Annotated in this window: 16 protein-coding genes; 9 read left to right on the top strand and 7 right to left on the bottom strand. The window is 41.2% G+C overall.

Features of this window, described 5'->3' with window-relative positions:
- Window positions 1–184 precede the first annotated feature (184 nt).
- Window positions 185–733, top strand: a complete 549-nt coding sequence (locus tag ACED48_RS18885; RefSeq protein WP_017055779.1) for a recombinase family protein — start codon at window positions 185–187, stop codon at window positions 731–733.
- A complete protein-coding gene (locus ACED48_RS18880) occupies window positions 726–1,475 on the top strand; it encodes a hypothetical protein (RefSeq protein WP_017055778.1) in 750 nt (249 codons plus the stop codon). Before ACED48_RS18885 ends, ACED48_RS18880 begins: the two co-directional genes overlap by 8 nt.
- Before the next feature lie 366 nt (window positions 1,476–1,841).
- On the opposite strand, the gene ACED48_RS18875 is transcribed toward ACED48_RS18880, so the two are convergent.
- On the bottom strand, window positions 1,842–2,033 hold the full coding sequence (locus ACED48_RS18875; protein ID WP_016797427.1) for a hypothetical protein: 192 nt from the start codon (window positions 2,031–2,033) through the stop codon (window positions 1,842–1,844).
- A 350-nt stretch (window positions 2,034–2,383) separates the two neighbouring features.
- Here ACED48_RS18875 and ACED48_RS18870 point away from each other — a divergent pair, with 350 nt between their 5' ends.
- The 5 genes from ACED48_RS18870 (at window position 2,384) to ACED48_RS18850 (ending at window position 6,041) form a co-directional block, all read left to right on the top strand.
- Window positions 2,384–3,466: an ATP-binding protein gene (locus ACED48_RS18870; RefSeq protein WP_017055776.1), complete on the top strand. Its 1,083-nt coding sequence runs from the start codon at window positions 2,384–2,386 to the stop codon at window positions 3,464–3,466.
- A gap of 43 nt (window positions 3,467–3,509) precedes the next feature.
- Window positions 3,510–4,052 carry a helix-turn-helix domain-containing protein gene (locus ACED48_RS18865; RefSeq protein ID WP_017055775.1) on the top strand — a complete coding sequence of 181 codons (543 nt, stop codon included), beginning with the start codon at window positions 3,510–3,512 and terminating at the stop codon, window positions 4,050–4,052.
- 105 nt (window positions 4,053–4,157) lie between these two features.
- Complete coding sequence (locus ACED48_RS18860) at window positions 4,158–4,328, top strand: hypothetical protein (protein ID WP_017055774.1); 171 nt, start codon at window positions 4,158–4,160, stop codon at window positions 4,326–4,328.
- Between the two features lie 392 nt (window positions 4,329–4,720).
- The gene (locus ACED48_RS18855) at window positions 4,721–5,143 is read left to right on the top strand and encodes a PD-(D/E)XK nuclease superfamily protein (protein ID WP_017055772.1); all 423 of its coding nucleotides are present in this window, start codon (window positions 4,721–4,723) and stop codon (window positions 5,141–5,143) included.
- 10 nt (window positions 5,144–5,153) lie between these two features.
- Window positions 5,154–6,041, top strand: a complete 888-nt coding sequence (locus ACED48_RS18850) for a hypothetical protein (protein ID WP_139151177.1) — start codon at window positions 5,154–5,156, stop codon at window positions 6,039–6,041.
- A 282-nt stretch (window positions 6,042–6,323) separates the two neighbouring features.
- Here ACED48_RS18850 and ACED48_RS18845 read toward each other — a convergent pair whose 3' ends face one another.
- On the bottom strand, window positions 6,324–7,040 hold the full coding sequence (locus ACED48_RS18845) for a phosphoribosyltransferase (protein ID WP_017055770.1): 717 nt from the start codon (window positions 7,038–7,040) through the stop codon (window positions 6,324–6,326).
- A 437-nt stretch (window positions 7,041–7,477) separates the two neighbouring features.
- Between ACED48_RS18845 and ACED48_RS18840 the strand changes: the two genes are divergently transcribed.
- Both ACED48_RS18840 and ACED48_RS18835 read left to right on the top strand, forming a co-directional pair.
- Window positions 7,478–8,440 carry an LPD25 domain-containing protein gene (locus ACED48_RS18840; protein ID WP_017055769.1) on the top strand — a complete coding sequence of 321 codons (963 nt, stop codon included), beginning with the start codon at window positions 7,478–7,480 and terminating at the stop codon, window positions 8,438–8,440.
- 162 nt (window positions 8,441–8,602) lie between these two features.
- A complete protein-coding gene (locus ACED48_RS18835; protein ID WP_017055768.1) occupies window positions 8,603–8,743 on the top strand; it encodes a hypothetical protein in 141 nt (46 codons plus the stop codon).
- A 96-nt stretch (window positions 8,744–8,839) separates the two neighbouring features.
- Here the strand turns inward: ACED48_RS18835 and ACED48_RS18830 are convergent, their stop codons facing one another.
- The 5 genes from ACED48_RS18830 to ACED48_RS18810 form a co-directional block, all read right to left on the bottom strand.
- Entirely contained in the window at window positions 8,840–9,958 is a 1,119-nt protein-coding gene (locus ACED48_RS18830; protein ID WP_017055767.1) for a hypothetical protein, read from the bottom strand.
- A 118-nt stretch (window positions 9,959–10,076) separates the two neighbouring features.
- A complete protein-coding gene (locus ACED48_RS18825; RefSeq protein WP_017055766.1) occupies window positions 10,077–11,027 on the bottom strand; it encodes a ParB family protein in 951 nt (316 codons plus the stop codon).
- 1 nt (window position 11,028) lies between these two features.
- A complete protein-coding gene (locus ACED48_RS18820; RefSeq protein ID WP_017055765.1) occupies window positions 11,029–12,276 on the bottom strand; it encodes a ParA family protein in 1,248 nt (415 codons plus the stop codon).
- Between the two features lie 165 nt (window positions 12,277–12,441).
- The gene (locus ACED48_RS18815) at window positions 12,442–13,218 is read right to left on the bottom strand and encodes a 2,3-dihydro-2,3-dihydroxybenzoate dehydrogenase (protein WP_017055764.1); all 777 of its coding nucleotides are present in this window, start codon (window positions 13,216–13,218) and stop codon (window positions 12,442–12,444) included.
- 73 nt (window positions 13,219–13,291) lie between these two features.
- Window positions 13,292–15,412 carry a condensation domain-containing protein gene (locus tag ACED48_RS18810; protein ID WP_017055763.1) on the bottom strand — a complete coding sequence of 707 codons (2,121 nt, stop codon included), beginning with the start codon at window positions 15,410–15,412 and terminating at the stop codon, window positions 13,292–13,294.
- Window positions 15,413–15,560 lie beyond the last annotated feature (148 nt).

Genomic DNA, 15,560 nt, shown 5'->3' with positions numbered 1-15,560 from the left:
GTTTTACTTATGCTGAGCACACCGTCAGAAAAAATTAATACTCGATAAATAATGTCCATAAAGGTGTAACTTTATGGACATTACATGCTGCCCCTCTCAATACTGTCCAGTTAGTCTTTAAAATATAAAGTGAACATGTACACTAAAGTTAACCTATCTTAATGTTCACTTTAAGGCTCTTCTCATGAAAATTGGCTACGCCCGCGTCAGTACCCAAGACCAAACGCTCGATGTTCAACTTGAACAGCTTAAAGCGATAGGCTGTGAAAAAATTTACCAAGAGCAAGCGAGTGGTAAATCTTCCGATAGAGAACAGCTTAACCTGTTGCTGGACTTTGCGAGGGAAGGGGACGTAATCCACGTTACTAAAGTCGACCGTATTGCTCGCAATACTATCGATGCATTGCAAGTTGCCGATCAACTTGCAGCAAAGAAAGCCGGCTTAGTGTTCCATGACTTGGGTGATCTGGATATCAACAGCGATGTGGGTCGAGTTATTTACACCACCATTTCAGCGTTCGCAGAAATGGAGAGAAAACGCATCCTACAGCGCTGTAATGAGGGTAGGGAGCGCGCACGATCTGAAGGGAGGCACCTCGGCCGATTTCCTGATAAGACGCTTCACCAACGCATTCAAGAGCTTGCGGAGCAAGGTATGAATAAGCATGCGATAAGTAAAGAGTTAGGGTGTAGTCGAACGACAGTTTATAAAGTGTTGGGCTCCCATGAGTAGCTGGAGAACATTAGGAGACGGCAGAAAAGTTATGGTCCAAGAGGCTGGACCTAGTGAAAGCTTTTCGTCTATCTCAAAGAGTTTAAAAAATCCCGAGTCATTGATCAAAATGTCCTTTAGAAATAATGGCGGACAAGGGAAGCTATTCCCTACTCTGTGCTTTTGGTGCAAAGCTCCGGTGTATTTTGTTGAAAATTCAAGTAACGGCGGGTGCTTTTTAGCTGATCGAACAGCCTCCGAAGGTGGTTGGAAAGTTCATGCATGTTGGTTAGCAAATAAGGGTATTGATAAGAGCTTGGTTATTAAGCATTATCGCGAAAAAATTAAAGAGAAAAAGCTGCTCACTTCTCCAAAAAATACCAAGAAAAAGAAACAAATTTTCGACTACGAGCTTATAAAAAAAGTGAGAAAACTACACCTCTATAGCTCACACAAGAAGCCCCTAAAGCTTTTTGTAGCAAGCTTTGAGCTGATTGAAGTTAATAAGCAAATTTTGATAAATCAGAAAAACTATCAAGTGGTTCAGTTCAGAGATAGAGGGCATGTAATTAGAGCATTGATACAAAGTGAATCTTTCCCAAGTGGTGTATTGGCTAGAAGCAACTGCTTGTTGTCCTTAAAATTTAAACGGTCAGGTAAAGCGAAGATTCCTTTTATCTCAGAAATACGAATTCAAGGTTGCATAGATATAGAAATCCCTAAAAAAATAAGATCTTTTGAAATAAACGAGATCGAGTATTAGGCTGGCCTTGCTAACCACTCCAGCCAAAACTTGCCACTTCTAAGTGGTGAACACGAAAAAACATGTCATGGGCTAAACACGTGACGCTGCGCGCCACAGCCCATCACATAAACGTCATCACCACTCAGGCGGCAGCGCGTTGTCTTCCGTAGCAAGGCTGCTTTAAAGATCGATTACCAGCCCCAAACCCCAAGCTTGGGGCTTTTAGTTCAAATTGAACATAATGTGGAATAATACAAAATAGCACGTGCCGGTTCGCCAGCAAGCTGTCGGGCACTGAGCTACTTCAAGTATTATTGGACATTATGTGTAAATTTTCACAACCGCATAAAAAGCATGCTTTAAGGCAGCCAGGCAAGCTGGCTATTATTTATCTGCCTTGCCCCAAAAGACGGGCAAAGCAGGGCTATTGGCTAACGTATCAAAACACAAACGACGTGTTTCCATACGTTCACTTCCCTCATATACCTGATACATTCTTTGGTGTGGGTAGTTTTTGTTGGCCGTGCCGGCCAATGCGCGTGCCCCCGGCACTCGGCCAGCCCTCTTCGCTCTCATTCTTTTCTTTGCCCATTTGGCTCCGGGCTGCAGTGTTTGTGTTCCAATAACCACCTATCGCTTTAATTCGTTATCGGGTACCCAGTTTCTAATGAGTATTGTCCTGTCCACAAACACACACCACATCCCCCGCCCACCCTATGCTGCGCCCCGTTCTTTGGTTTAACTAGCTTTGTGGATGCTATTGTTCTGTCTGCTTAAGTTGCATCATCACGTGTAATTTAATGGCGCAGCGGCGGTCGTGTCGTGGTGGTAAGTTCACGTTTTGTTTATGTTTTAAATTGAACGGATTGAAAAAAAAGTGTTAGACCATATATTCTCTTAGTAGACATAGGGTTATGAGCATTGAAATGGAATCAGCAATTCAAAATTTGTTAAGAGAACAGCCAAAATTAAAGGCAAAGAAAATAGCATCGGTTTTGGGCTTTGAACGCAAAAAAGTAAATGCACTACTGCACGCTAATTCTTCTACTTATATCCAGAATGATGACTATGAATGGTCTTTAGTTAACGGAGCGTTGGAAGTGGTCTTTCCTGTTCCCGAATGTCGCTGGTTAACTTCCGATGGTTTTGAAGAGGTGATAAAGCAGTACAGTGGTTTATGGGCTCAGGAAACTACTGTAATTGAAATAACTTTTCTTGGAGGGAGTTTCTTACTTGATTCTCTGGGAAAACTACTTGCTCTAATTAATCAATTAGTGCATCAAAATAAGTCTGTTTCATTGGATTTTAGTGCGTGTGATCAGTCTTTCACATACTTGTGTCGTGTTGGTTTTTTTGAGCTGGTTGATAAACGTGCCGTCGTTACACCTAATGTGAAGGATGCATCTTGTTATTATGGTCAGAACAGTAAGGTGATGGAGTTCGGTGTGATTAATCCAGAAGAGCCAGATGAGCGCATTCCTCTTCAGCTCAAGCAAGCGTTCATAGAGCAGGTTGGTAAAAAGCATTCCAATGCTGCTTTTACAATGATTTCTGAACTTTTTGGCAACGTTCGAGATCACTCTAAATCACCTATTGATGGTTTCGCTGCGCTTCAGGTTTACTCTAAAACTAATAAGATACAAACAGTTATATCAGATAGTGGCGTCGGTATCGCGAACTCTCTACGTCGCGTTTTAAAAGAGCGTTATCCGGAAGTATATCAAGAGTTCAAAACCGCTAATGCTGAAAATGATGCACTGCTTATAAAACGTTTATTTGAACAAGGTCGCATAAGTAGCGCTGATAATAATGATGATGAAAGTCGAGGTTTAGGGCTCAAAAGGAGTGGTGATATCGCCGCCAAGTTTAATGCGGAGATACACATTAGGCAGGAATCTTTCGAGTTAACCCTTATTTACTCTGCGGGGGTTCTCGCAGATCATAAAGTGAGGTGTGGCTTGCAAAAATTATGCGGTTCGCATATTTGTTTTGACTTTTCTCTTGATTAATTTAAGATCTTCTCCTTAAATTATCAATATGAATCAGAATAAAATGATAATCAAACTCCGCGATTTTACGAAAGATGATCACCCTTTTGGCAATGTTCAAGGGAAAGATGTTTTTCATAAATTGATGAAAGAAGTCGACTCTCACACCTCTTGCTCTGTATTTGGCATTTCTCTGGATGAGATAGAGGCGACAGATGCATCTTTTCCACGTGAAAGTGTTGTTGCTCTCGCGCGCTTGTATCGAGGTGAAAAATGCTTTTATCTAATTGATGTAGCTGATCAGGATCTTATTGATAACTGGTCCTATGCGGCTGAGGCAAAAGGTCAACCTCTAGTGGTTTGGTCGGGAAATCAATACAAAGTGATAGGTCCTGAAATGACGAAAGGTACTCGAGATGTAGTTGAGTTCGTTTTAGATAACGGTTCTGCAACGACTGCGAGTATCTCTGCTGCATTTGGTATCAGTATTCCTAATGCCAGTACTCGATTGAAAAAACTTTACAGTGCAGGTTATATCACTCGTTCCGAAGAGGCTGCAGAGTCTGGCGGAAAAGAATTTATTTATTATGCAATAAAATCTGATTAAACAGCTTGCGTTAACCAGATTTTAAGATTAGAATCCTCTTGTAGCTGAGAGGATTCTTTTTTGTTTCAGCTTAAACAGATTAATTAAATCAGATTTGGAGGCCTTATGGCAACTAACGGAAAGACAGGTGACAACCGCCGTCATGGGATGGTTCGCGAACGTTCACAGACTCAAACGCCTTCTGGGCATTGGGTTAAACGCGATGCGAATACAGGGCGTTTTATGAGCGTTAAACAAGACGGTTCGCCGTTTAAAGGCATTAGGAAGGAGCAATAAAAAAGCACTTTTAGAAGTTCTCTAAAAGTGCTTTTTTAACGTGAAGTGAACTGTAGTCGTCATTGGCATGATCGATTACAAGACCCAACACAAGAGGTCTCAGGTTTGCTGTGGAAACCAAATCGCTCGGTGAGAATTGCGATATTACCTTTCTACAGTGTTCACTTCAATCTTTGAGTTCCCTCTTTGTTAAGTTGTACAGAGGAATTTCATATGAGTACTCGATTAAAACTTGTTGATGTCTGTTCATACGTGCGTCGCCGCTATGGCCGTACAGAACTGGTTCGTAAGCATAAACGTTCGCTTCCGAGATAACTAAAACAACAAACTCTGATGCTACTTGAGTATTAAGTAGCATCTCAATTCTAATAACGTGAATACGAGATAATATTATGTGTAGAAAAGATCTTCTTAAAGACATATCCGAGAAACTTCAATCAATGGGCTTTACTGCCAGTAACACTCAATCCCCCTTTACTTATCAGTCTAATGTTAAGTATCCGAGTATCTTTGCTGATAAAAGTGATTATGCTCACTACATTGTGTATACCCCAACACGCACACTGCAGATCGTTGCAAAGTACCAAGAGTCTACAGGAACCACGATCGAGAAGTTGGGGTATACAGCTTTGGATGCCGCGAGAACAGAATTCGATAGCTACCTAGTCGTTTGTGGGGGCGGTGAGTTGTTGAAACATGGGCGAGCAATTGATTTTTTGAACGCACAAAAGCATATAGCGCCACGTTTACACGCCCTGGGGGTCCAAGATCTTCAACAAATTATTGATGTTGATTCTTTGGTAAAGGTTGCTTAGATATATGTTAATGAATGATTGGAATGAAAAACTAGAATGTTTAAATAAATTCCTGACTGTCGCTTTTAAGGTAGGGGTGTTGGTTGGTGGTTTCGCTATATGTGCATACAGCTGGATTATCGGCTATTTTCCTTCGGGAGTAACGATAGGTGATGGGTTACTGTTTATTTTACTTGCTACGGTATTGAGTGTGTTGGTTGCTCTGTTTAGCTTTAGCTTTACGAGTTTAGGTTTAGCACTTTGGCCTTTATGGAAGCTTGTAATCAAGCTTCTGAGTAAGATATTAATTTTGATAAATAGAGTGACTAACAAGGACCTTCAGATAAACAGCTTGCCTAAAATTAGAAAGGCGAGAGCTGAACATTATGGGATTGCCTTTATCGGCTTCTTATTTGCGGGGTTCCTAGCTTTACAAGATTGGCGATCACTCATGGTGGTACTCGTTCTTCTTTTTTCATCTTCTGTTATGTGGAGCTCTATTCAAGAAAATGAAGAAGAGGCGAATAAGCAGTTAAAGGCGGATATATCCACGGAACAAAAAGAAGCGATCCTTAAAAGGGTTAAGAGAGGAAATAGTATTTCATTGCTTGCCATGGTCCTCATGCCGTTAGTTATTCCTGGGGCGCCAACTATGCTCGTCACTGGCGTGATGAGAGCTGCAGATGTGAGGGTCGACTCTGCAACGGTTCATATCAAAGCGCCTTATAGCATCTATGCTGAAGAGTCGGGTCCCAAGGGGCAGCCAAGTAACTTTGGAGCTAGCTTTTTGAAATTTGAAAATGCGCAGGTCTTGTTTAAGGGGATAGGCAGTAATACCGTCTTATCATTACATCTTAAAGACAAAGATAGAGTGCAAATTGTTGTTCCCAACTCATCAGTACACTTGCTGCCAAACTAATAACCTAACTCAGGCTCAAAGAAGCCCAGTATATACTGGGCTTTCTTATATTTTACATACAAAAACGCCCAGATAAAACTGGGCGTTTTTGTCATTAATAATTTAATGGTGTCAGCCGATGCCTAACGTAGCGATATTTAACCCTTATGGTTTGACCTCGCTTGAGGGTGCACGCTCGGGCTCATAAACTTTCGTCTATATCTTCTTTAAAGACCATAGAGCACATGTACGGTCTAAGGTGATTATAAGGTTCTGGGAACATAGTTGTCAAGACACCATAGCCTAAGTGACAGGCCCCAATAAAGTTAAGCATTCAATACTGGTTTGCGGCGACTTATCTTTGATTGAGTTATATGCCGACTTCAGGCTCGCACCAGAAGAAACTAAATCATCAACAAGTAGAATACGCTCTTTCGCTTTGTAATATGGGTTTGCTTTTACTGGTTCAACAAACTCTCGTTGGTGCTGCGACAGCTCTTTCATAGCAAAGGTACCATTTGGTTTTGCATGCTCTAGTTGCTTTCTTAGCTCTACTATTTCTTGATCCCCTTGAACCCCTTGTAACTGGTTCAAAATATTAGCATTCGTTGCTTTAATAAAAGCATTTCGCTCAATAGGTACATCAAGTACTTCATGACAAGCTTCAGCTAACCAAAGAGCTATAGGCTTTGAAGATGGAAGTGGTACAATAGTATCAAACTCCTCACCAGAATAATGATGTTTGATAATGCTTTTCATATAAGCATACAGCACGTTCTTATCAGCTTCCGATATAGAAAAACCATGCATATTCTTTAATGCATATATCAGGGGGTTCCCATCACCGGTTCGGTCTTTCGCCTTCTTTCGTTGAAATACAGCTGTAATCAATTCATCAAGGCCAATGTCATGCTCAACTGGGTTTTTATCGGGATCGGTGACAACTAACTTATCATGAGCCTCGTTTAAGCTGACCTGCTTAGTTTTTTGTCTTCGATTCTTTTTAACGTCAATGCCCATAACCACACCCCAGAAAAACTAGGCGCATTATAACATTGTTCATAGTTAAGGTATTGAAATTAAGCACCCTTCGGGCAACCATGCTTTACCTCGCGAACCTCTTCGCTCGTACCTCACTCCTCGGTGGCTCAACCAAGCCACTTCAATCACAAACAACGTGCTTTCCGTTGTCTTGGCCGTTCCGGTAACAATCAGGGCTAGACAAGCTTTCACTTTAGCGGCCAAGTGCTGTCTGAGTATGCTTTGTGTTTGTGCCCTACCCTGTCCTCGGGATGGGTTTCAACGGTTCGTTTACCGCCACTTCTATCCTCCGCCCGCAGAACTTCACTAGAAAAAGTGAAATGAACGCTGCGCGCTTTTGCCAGTGAAAACCGTGCGGGCTATCGGGAAGTTAGGCGAAAACGACGATGAAACCCTAACAATCCAAGGAGCACACCATGTCACATTCCCTTTCTTTGCAAACTCACAGCACTAAACCCGCAAAAGCGAGCAACGTATCCCCGTTGCATCCGTCAGGCTCTACAACAATGAAGGTTGCGCCGCTTTCAGTTTTGATTCACTGGTCTGAATCTTCCAGGCTACAAACCGATGAAGAGTTTGAGTTTGAAATCTTTGAGGCCATCGCACTTAAAGCAGCTTTGGATAATCCATTAGGCGGTTACGACAAAACAGAAGTGACGGTAAAGTTCGAAGATGGCCATCAGCACCGATGTCGAATTGATTTAGGGTGTGGAGGTAATGAAACCGGCTTCGCTGATCACTGCTTTCGTATTCTGGAATATTCAGAATCTCTAAAGAAATCAGAGCCGAACCATTGGTATCTAACTAACTCACAAGGTAAAGAACTCGTAGAGCTGTTGAAGTCGTATCAACTTAATCGTCAGCAAGTGGCGAATGGTCGCCAGTGCACGTTTAAAAAAGTACGTTTAGCTAAAGAAGCACGAGAAGCAAAAAAACAAGCAGAAGCAGAACAGCGAAAGGCCGCACAAACTGTGCGCTCCCAAGAAGAAAAGACATTTAGAGAATCTTTAGACATACCAGAATGGGCGCAATCAGTGATAGTGGCGCGCTTTACGGAATGCGATGAAGAGAACAGCCAGCCTTACGGCGACTATTACCAATTCAAAACCAATCACACCATAATCTTAGCCTGGTCTAAACATCAGCGCCGTTTATTCCCAGAGCTACGCAAAGCATGTTTAAACCATAAAGCGACGGCCTTTTTGAACGATAAAGAACAAAGTGAAGAGCACCGAGAAAATTACTCGATGGGCAAAGGGGTATACCTAACCAATCAAGGTTATGTAAGTTGCGGTTGGGAAGTCAAAAAGGTGTGTTTCTGGGGGCATTCAGATAAAGCGCTATATGTACCGGTGGGCGAGTTAACAAAAGGCGTTTAATATCATTAGGGGCTTATGCCCCTATCTCTCATCGGAACGCCTAATTCGGTAAATCCACCAATATGGAAAACTTGCGCGCTTGCCCCCCCTAACCACGATCTAAAACTTGATGCATTCTAAATCTCGTAGCAATGACGCTACACATACAGAAAGGAATCCATTATGTCTGGATTTAAAGATGGTTATCAACCAACTCAAGACGACTTAGATAACCGTTCTCAGCAACTAGACCCGGAACATGATGCCTATTGGCAGTCTCGTGGTGAGGACGAACGCCCTGACAATTGGGAGGAAGAACTATGAGCAATAACAACAATTGGCCAACTAAAAACGGGACAAGTAACCCATCTGGCGGCGCTCGGACAAATAACCCGCCACGCAAATAAATCTTGTAAATAACTACTCGAACGCTGCCAACTCTGGCAGCGTTTTTTTGAAGTGTTCAAAATACATAGCATAACGCTGCGCTGAAAACGTAGTTTGAAATTCGTCTTTCCAAGATGCCATCTTTGGATCTTTCAATCGCTTATCTAACCCAATACACACTATAGAGACTAAAACGATGGGTAATACGTAAGCATCAGAATCTAAGTTTTCAAAAAAAATTTTTAATGTCTTATGTGTGGGATGTGTTTTACCTGAACGCCATTCTTTCAACGTCTTGGTTTGCGCTTCAAACATCGTCGTAGCATGCTCAAGGTTCTTATGTCTTTCGATAGGAATAGATTGCGCGAGTTGATAATCACTGCAACCACCGTAATCCTTTAAATGGTTTAGAAGCTTACTTAAGTACGTTTGGCCTTTTTGCTTAAATACACAACCAAATAACCCGCTTTCGTATTTATCTATAAGATTAGCGTTCGTAAGAAGAGTTAGATCAAGAGCCGCGATAAGGGATAGGTGAAAATCATAAAACCAGAATTGAATATAAAGTCTATTCGTACCGTTTTCTTCTCGAAGAATATCATCACTTGCCACCATTCGAAGTATCTCGTTCTGCTCGTCTTGTGACAGTAAGGTTTGAGGTAATGCCAGTTGGTAGAATGATACTAGCAACTCAGTTTGATTGTTTGGAGTTAACTTAGGGCTGGAGTCAATAAAATGCTTAATGGGTTGATAAAGCTCATTACGATGATTGAAGAAAGAATGTAATGGCTGAAGGTTGATATCTGAATTCACATGATTAAATGTGAGTAGTGGTGCACGCCATGCATAGATCACTTCAGTTGCTCTAAATTCTTTGGGAAGCCCTTTAAAGTACTGTAATAAACCATTCTTAGATAAAAACCTTAAAATGGGCCAACTGGCTCTACGGGCTGTTTTCTCTTTGATGCCCTGATTTCCCAAATTATCAAGACTGCGAGGGGATATTTTTAAATCAGAAGATAATAGTTCTTTAAAGGTATTCGCTTTGGCTCTAGCGGATATACCTAAGCCAATAAAGTGGGCGAACTCGTCTACCGTTGGAAAGTAGATCGTTTTGGGAGTAATGGGCTTTAAGGTTACTTTTTCTTTCATCTTCTAGATCGCAAAAACTTATTATCATTTTTGAATCATAGCATTATGTACTAGGTACGGAAAAACACCCCCCATTGTCCCCATTAAAAACCCCGCTCATTGGCGGGGTTATCAGGCTCTATTTTTGTACTTTATCAGAGATAAACCTGACAATTTCGTCGTACACATCAGCCGGTAATCGGCTTAGCTCAATCTTAAGTCCACGCTTGTCGCTACTACGCGACACCTTGGCGTATTGGTTCTTATCATCAAACTCTGCCAATGATTTAGTTTCCCAAGTGACTTTCGTATTCCCTTTTAATATTTTACTTTCAATCTGTTCTAACACTTGTTTTTGCTTGTCTTCAACATTCGCAGCGGAATCAAGTTTTAGTTTAAGAGAACTAATAAAGCGAGCCGTTGTTATACCTTCTTTCGTGAGCTGCTTTTCCACCTTAGCTAACTTCGCATAGTAACCGTTCGGGATTCCTTCACAATCTGGAAATGCTTCAATCAAACGCTGATCAATCGAGGCCGCAGCAAAACGCTTACGACACGTTTCACGGCCAATATTCAAATATGCGGCGAGTTCATCAAGCTTAGTGAAGCTCTGTTCTTGCATAATGCTTTGGTAATCGGCACCCAGCTCTCGATAAGACAAACGCTTGACCGACTGAGTGGTTTGAATAAAAGCTACGAGATCAGATTGTTCAACCTTCCCCTCGATTACCCAAAGCGGTAGATCTTTTTGTGCGAGTACACAAGTGAAGCGGCGACGTGAGCTATCAAGTAATTGGTAAACACCATGTTCGTCTTTGGTCGCGACACCTTCGGTATGTACACCCTCTTCCTGAATACTTGAAAATATATCGCGCACAGAATCAAGTGTGAGCGATTCTTGCCTACGTGGGTTTAAAGGATGAATCGCAGTTTTAACTTCAAGTTCATCGGCTTTCACTATCACACGCTCTGCAGTCGCTGTTTTACCACTGGCGAAGGTGAACATTTTCTTTGGGCTATCGGATTTCGCACGTTTACCCAGTTGATTACCTTGGTTAAAACCAGTGCGCTTATCTTGTGGTCGTTGCATGTTATAGCCCTTTCGTTGCTAGCTGCTTAATTTCAGTTATAAATTGGTGATAAACGGCATTCACCGATGTCATAGCTAAATCAAATTGTTTGCCACTGCAGACCTGCTCTGACTTGCGAATGTCTAGCACTGTTCTATTACTTTCTGCTGCTGCAACAAACGCTTCTGAGTGCCGAATGGCGGTCGATAATAAGTGACCTTGTGCAGCTCGAAGTAATTTATCAAACACCTTAACCTCATGAGCACTTTTTTCATCAAAGTTAACCGGCAAAAGTTTCGCCCATTTAAGGTTGTCACCTTGTGACGGCAGTGCGCGGTACGTGCCTGGCATAGTCGCCATATAATTACTGGTTGATGCAAAGTCGAACTCTCGGGGAGTGACAGGAATGAGAACAGCATCAGCCGCTTCATTCACTGCCCACAAAATTGGTGAGTTCTGTGGCGGTGTATCGATGAAAATGAGATCGTACTCTTTTTTTAGTACAGGTAATATTTTCTCGCGCAATACGCTCACCAACTTCTCTTGCCCTGCTCCATCTTGTCCCCAATAGCAGTCGACAAAACGTTCATCTGAAGGGAACGCAGGTATCACATCGAGATTTGGCAAGTGAGTCTTAAATGGGATCGCTTTAATTAAATCTTCAGAGCTGTAGTCGTTGAGATAGTGCGAGAAATCCCCTTCTGGCTCTAATTCAGATAACGCAATATCTACTGCCGTCATATAAACAGAGTCATCACTGGCTTGGTGAATAAGGTTTTGTCCCGTCGAGCCTTGAGGATCAAGATCAATAACAAGGCATCTCGCGTTAAGGTTGAGGTCAAGCGCTGCTGCCGTAGCCAGCGTTACTGTCGTTGTCGATTTACCTGTACCACCTTTATGGTTTTCAACTACCACTGCTGTAGGCTCAAAGCGTTGGTTGTACCTAGGAAAGTTCATGAACTCCATCATGTTTGCAACATCAAAGCGGTTATATAGATGAGTTCGCCCCTGAATTATCGGCGAACCGACAACGCCCAGTTCCGTTGCTTCATCGATTCGAGAGTTAAACGTTACTCGAGACAAACCAAACAGCTCCTGGAGTTCTTTCTTCTTAAGCGAGTGATTATAAATAAGGCGATCAACGCTACCATCTACTTCAGTATCCGTTACCTTAATCTGCATACGATCTTTGATTACCGCTTTGAGATCTGATTGCTCCTGCTGCATGCGTTCGCATACCAGTTCCAATGAATCGATGATGGTGGTCATGATGTCCTCTTCGTGCCTAACTCTCTTTCTACACACTATAAGGCAATAAAGAGGACAATTAAACCATTAATGGGCTAGTTTATTGAATAATGGTTTAGGGCGTATTTATAGTTACGTGTTATTTGAATCCATTTTTATTATTAGTTTTTTGCCAATTGGTTCAATTTAGTTGTCCAAGGTAGCCCCACCATCAACTCGTAAGTCATGCATCGTAATATGGCTTGCTGCTTTTGACAGCAAAAACAAAATAGCATTGGCAATATCTTCAGGCTGAGCTAGCTTCGCGAGAGGTATTCCCAAACGAAATTGATTTATATCTCCTTCAATTACTTCTTTTTCACCATAACTTTCAGTCCACAGCTGTCTTTGCATTGGAGTATCTGTTGAGCCTGGACTGACTATGTTACATCGAATGCCAAACGGAGCGAGTTCAATACCCATACACTTTACCATCATATGTAGAGCAGATTTTGACGCACCATATGCACCAATAGATTGCCTTGGTGTATTTGCTGCGTTTGAGCCAACTATGACCATGCTACCAGAGCCGCGAGTTTTCATTGTTTTCGCTATGGCTTGCATTAATGCGAGTACACCAAAAGTATTTACATCAAAAGTTTGTTTAATCGTAGACATAGGTAATTCATGTAAAGGACCGACATGTAACATCCCTGCACAGCAAACTAAATGATTAAATAATCCTTGTTGTTGCCAAGCATCAACACTTTCTAGCACTTTGACTTGGTCGGCTAAATCTAACCAGTGGCATTCAAACTGCTTTGGGTATTCTTTTGCTAAAGCCTGAGTATTTTTCTCGAGCAATTTTAATTTATGGTCTGCAACTATTACTCTGGCGCCAGCCCGAAGTAAACTTTCTAATGTTGATAAACCAATTCCGGTCGCAGCACCAACTAGTAGTACTTTTTGATTATCTAATGACATCGTAATTTCCATTTTAACCCCCCCCATCGCCGAGATTTGGGAGGATTTCAAGCAAGTATTTTGTCTCTGGTGTTTAGGCTGGATCTTGCTGATGAACGGTTTGCCCAGTCAAGGTTGCTTTCATTTGTTGACCAATGTTTACAACTTGCTTTGCGTCATAGCGAGCTGTTTGATAAGTCACAATTAGGCGCAATGTTCGTTCATCACCAATAACGTTTTCCATTATTTCAAAGTGTAAACCAAACAACGATTTGTTCTTGTTTGGAAGGATTTGTTGGTATGGAATCGGTATGTTATTCGGCGTTTGTAGAGAACCATATAGCGCATTGTCAGCATGGATTTGAGCATATACATCGAACAGTAATCCATTTTTTGGATCTAAATCTAGCTCTCGTTGTACCATATCAATAGGTACAGTTGCATGTGGCATTGAATCATTGATGGTCATTGTTACATTCTCAATCAACTTTCCAAAAGATTGATCTGGTTCAAATATAACTCGATGGGCAACCATGGTCGTGAAGTACCCTACTGAATCAAAATATTTCGCATCATCACGGCCCGATGCAGATGTTCCGATCACTAAGTCTTTTAAATTCCCAGCATTATGTAGAGCTTGTGCTATTGCAGAATACACAACGCTGAAGATCGATGAATTGTATTCTCTTGCTAGTGAGTGTACGGAGTGATACGCGCTTGGACCTAAGTCAATTTCTATCCAATTTGCTTCGATCGGGTTTACTTCTGGCCCATTTTTATCTGGTTCTGTGCTGGTTAAGTTAAGACCTGAAGTTGAGCCTCGTAAGTGGTTCACCCAGTAATTGATGTCCTCTTCAATTGGCCCCCGATTTTTTTGGGCGAGTGCATAATTATGAATACCATAGGCTGGTTTATCCCACTCAGGCTCTTGATTTTGACTGCGTGCCAAATATGCATCAGAAAGTTCAGACATCAAATTATTTAATGACCATTCATCAATAATCATATGATGGATTAAGAAAGATAAAACTTGCTGGTTAGTTTTTTCATCTTTAAAAAACCGAATTCGGAGTGGCAGTTCTTTAGATAAATCAAAGATATAAGAAGCTTCGGACTCTAGGCTCGAGGTACCTGCTTCTGCGCTGCTCCAAAACCATGGATACTGTATTAGGTCTTTCTCGTCAATAACCTGTTGAGATCCGTCGTTAAACAGAGTTCTTAATCCTGTATGACGAATCAACAAGTCTGAAAAGGCGAGTTTAAAGACTTCCTCATCAACCTCTGCACCAAAGCGTATTGCAAATGGTAAATTGAAGATAGCAGACTGGCCAGTTGCGAGGTGAGCGTTCCATAAAAAGCTTTGTGCAAATGACAGTGGTAGTTTACTACCTATAGAAGGTGAATCGTGTGAAAGAGCGATATCTACTGGTTTATTTTGTGATGACTTATTGGTTGGCGATACGCAGCGCGCGAGTGCTTGTGCGCTTGGTGATTTAAAAAAGTCATTAAAGTTGATTTCAATATCATGGTTATTCATTAAATTGCCAATGATTCTTGTTGCTAATAATGAGTGGCCACCCATTTCAAAAAAATCGTCACCTAATTCAACCTCAGGGTCATCGAGGCTAGATCTAAATTCGGACAATATTATTTGCTCGATGTTTTTATTGTTATTTCTATCAAAATTATTTAGATCTAAGTCTATTGGACTTAGCCTTGACTCTAAACCTAAGGTATTTAAAGACTCATAATTAGACTTAATGTTATTAATGATTGATTTGTTTTTAATGTATAAGTCTAATATAGGATGAGTTGAGATTAGTAGGTATTTTTCTTTCTCTTTCTGTAAAATCGTCACCCCAAATGGCGGTTGGAAGTCTGGCTCCCAAGGGCGTAATTTCATCGCTGTTACCTGATCTGATAGTTGTTCATCTTCTACCTGATTTACTTTTGTTAACCCTTCACTATCCACTGAGTGCCACTTCTCTAACTCAAATTCATCCGAGAATCGGTAGCGAAGGTTTAGCTGCATGTCATTTAAAGCCAATTTTTTTACAGCTTGTATGATTTGTTCATTTTTACTAGTTATATCAATAGTATAAGCTTCTACTTTCCACTCGATACTTCTTGGGTCTTGAAGTTGCTGTATCCATACTTCTTCTTCATGTTCACTAATTGACAGTAGGATTTTAGGTTTTCTTTTGACTTTGTTCATGTGAGTCCTGATTCTTATTTGGGCATTTCCATGCCGACGATCTTATTTTTAAATATTATGAGTTAATTTGCTTACACATTAAAAGTAATGGTGATAGGATTGATTATCATTTAGATTTGTATTTTTAGTCAAGTTAATAATTTTATTA

Source organism: Vibrio sp. 5S239 (assembly GCF_041439575.1).
In the GTDB taxonomy this organism is placed as follows: domain Bacteria; phylum Pseudomonadota; class Gammaproteobacteria; order Enterobacterales; family Vibrionaceae; genus Vibrio; species Vibrio kanaloae.
Note: the sequence above shows the minus strand (reverse complement) of the source record. Positions and strands in the feature narration are given on the sequence as shown.

Coding starts and splice junctions, on each gene's coding strand:
- ACED48_RS18885 (WP_017055779.1), top strand. CDS start 185: ATGAAAATTGGCTACGCCCGCGTCAGTACCCAAGACCAAACGCTCGAT.
- ACED48_RS18880 (WP_017055778.1), top strand. CDS start 726: ATGAGTAGCTGGAGAACATTAGGAGACGGCAGAAAAGTTATGGTCCAA.
- ACED48_RS18875 (WP_016797427.1), bottom strand. CDS start 2,033: ATGAGAGCGAAGAGGGCTGGCCGAGTGCCGGGGGCACGCGCATTGGCC.
- ACED48_RS18870 (WP_017055776.1), top strand. CDS start 2,384: ATGGAATCAGCAATTCAAAATTTGTTAAGAGAACAGCCAAAATTAAAG.
- ACED48_RS18865 (WP_017055775.1), top strand. CDS start 3,510: ATGATAATCAAACTCCGCGATTTTACGAAAGATGATCACCCTTTTGGC.
- ACED48_RS18860 (WP_017055774.1), top strand. CDS start 4,158: ATGGCAACTAACGGAAAGACAGGTGACAACCGCCGTCATGGGATGGTT.
- ACED48_RS18855 (WP_017055772.1), top strand. CDS start 4,721: ATGTGTAGAAAAGATCTTCTTAAAGACATATCCGAGAAACTTCAATCA.
- ACED48_RS18850 (WP_139151177.1), top strand. CDS start 5,154: ATGAATGATTGGAATGAAAAACTAGAATGTTTAAATAAATTCCTGACT.
- ACED48_RS18845 (WP_017055770.1), bottom strand. CDS start 7,040: ATGGGCATTGACGTTAAAAAGAATCGAAGACAAAAAACTAAGCAGGTC.
- ACED48_RS18840 (WP_017055769.1), top strand. CDS start 7,478: ATGTCACATTCCCTTTCTTTGCAAACTCACAGCACTAAACCCGCAAAA.
- ACED48_RS18835 (WP_017055768.1), top strand. CDS start 8,603: ATGTCTGGATTTAAAGATGGTTATCAACCAACTCAAGACGACTTAGAT.
- ACED48_RS18830 (WP_017055767.1), bottom strand. CDS start 9,958: ATGAAAGAAAAAGTAACCTTAAAGCCCATTACTCCCAAAACGATCTAC.
- ACED48_RS18825 (WP_017055766.1), bottom strand. CDS start 11,027: ATGCAACGACCACAAGATAAGCGCACTGGTTTTAACCAAGGTAATCAA.
- ACED48_RS18820 (WP_017055765.1), bottom strand. CDS start 12,276: ATGACCACCATCATCGATTCATTGGAACTGGTATGCGAACGCATGCAG.
- ACED48_RS18815 (WP_017055764.1), bottom strand. CDS start 13,218: ATGTCATTAGATAATCAAAAAGTACTACTAGTTGGTGCTGCGACCGGA.
- ACED48_RS18810 (WP_017055763.1), bottom strand. CDS start 15,412: ATGAACAAAGTCAAAAGAAAACCTAAAATCCTACTGTCAATTAGTGAA.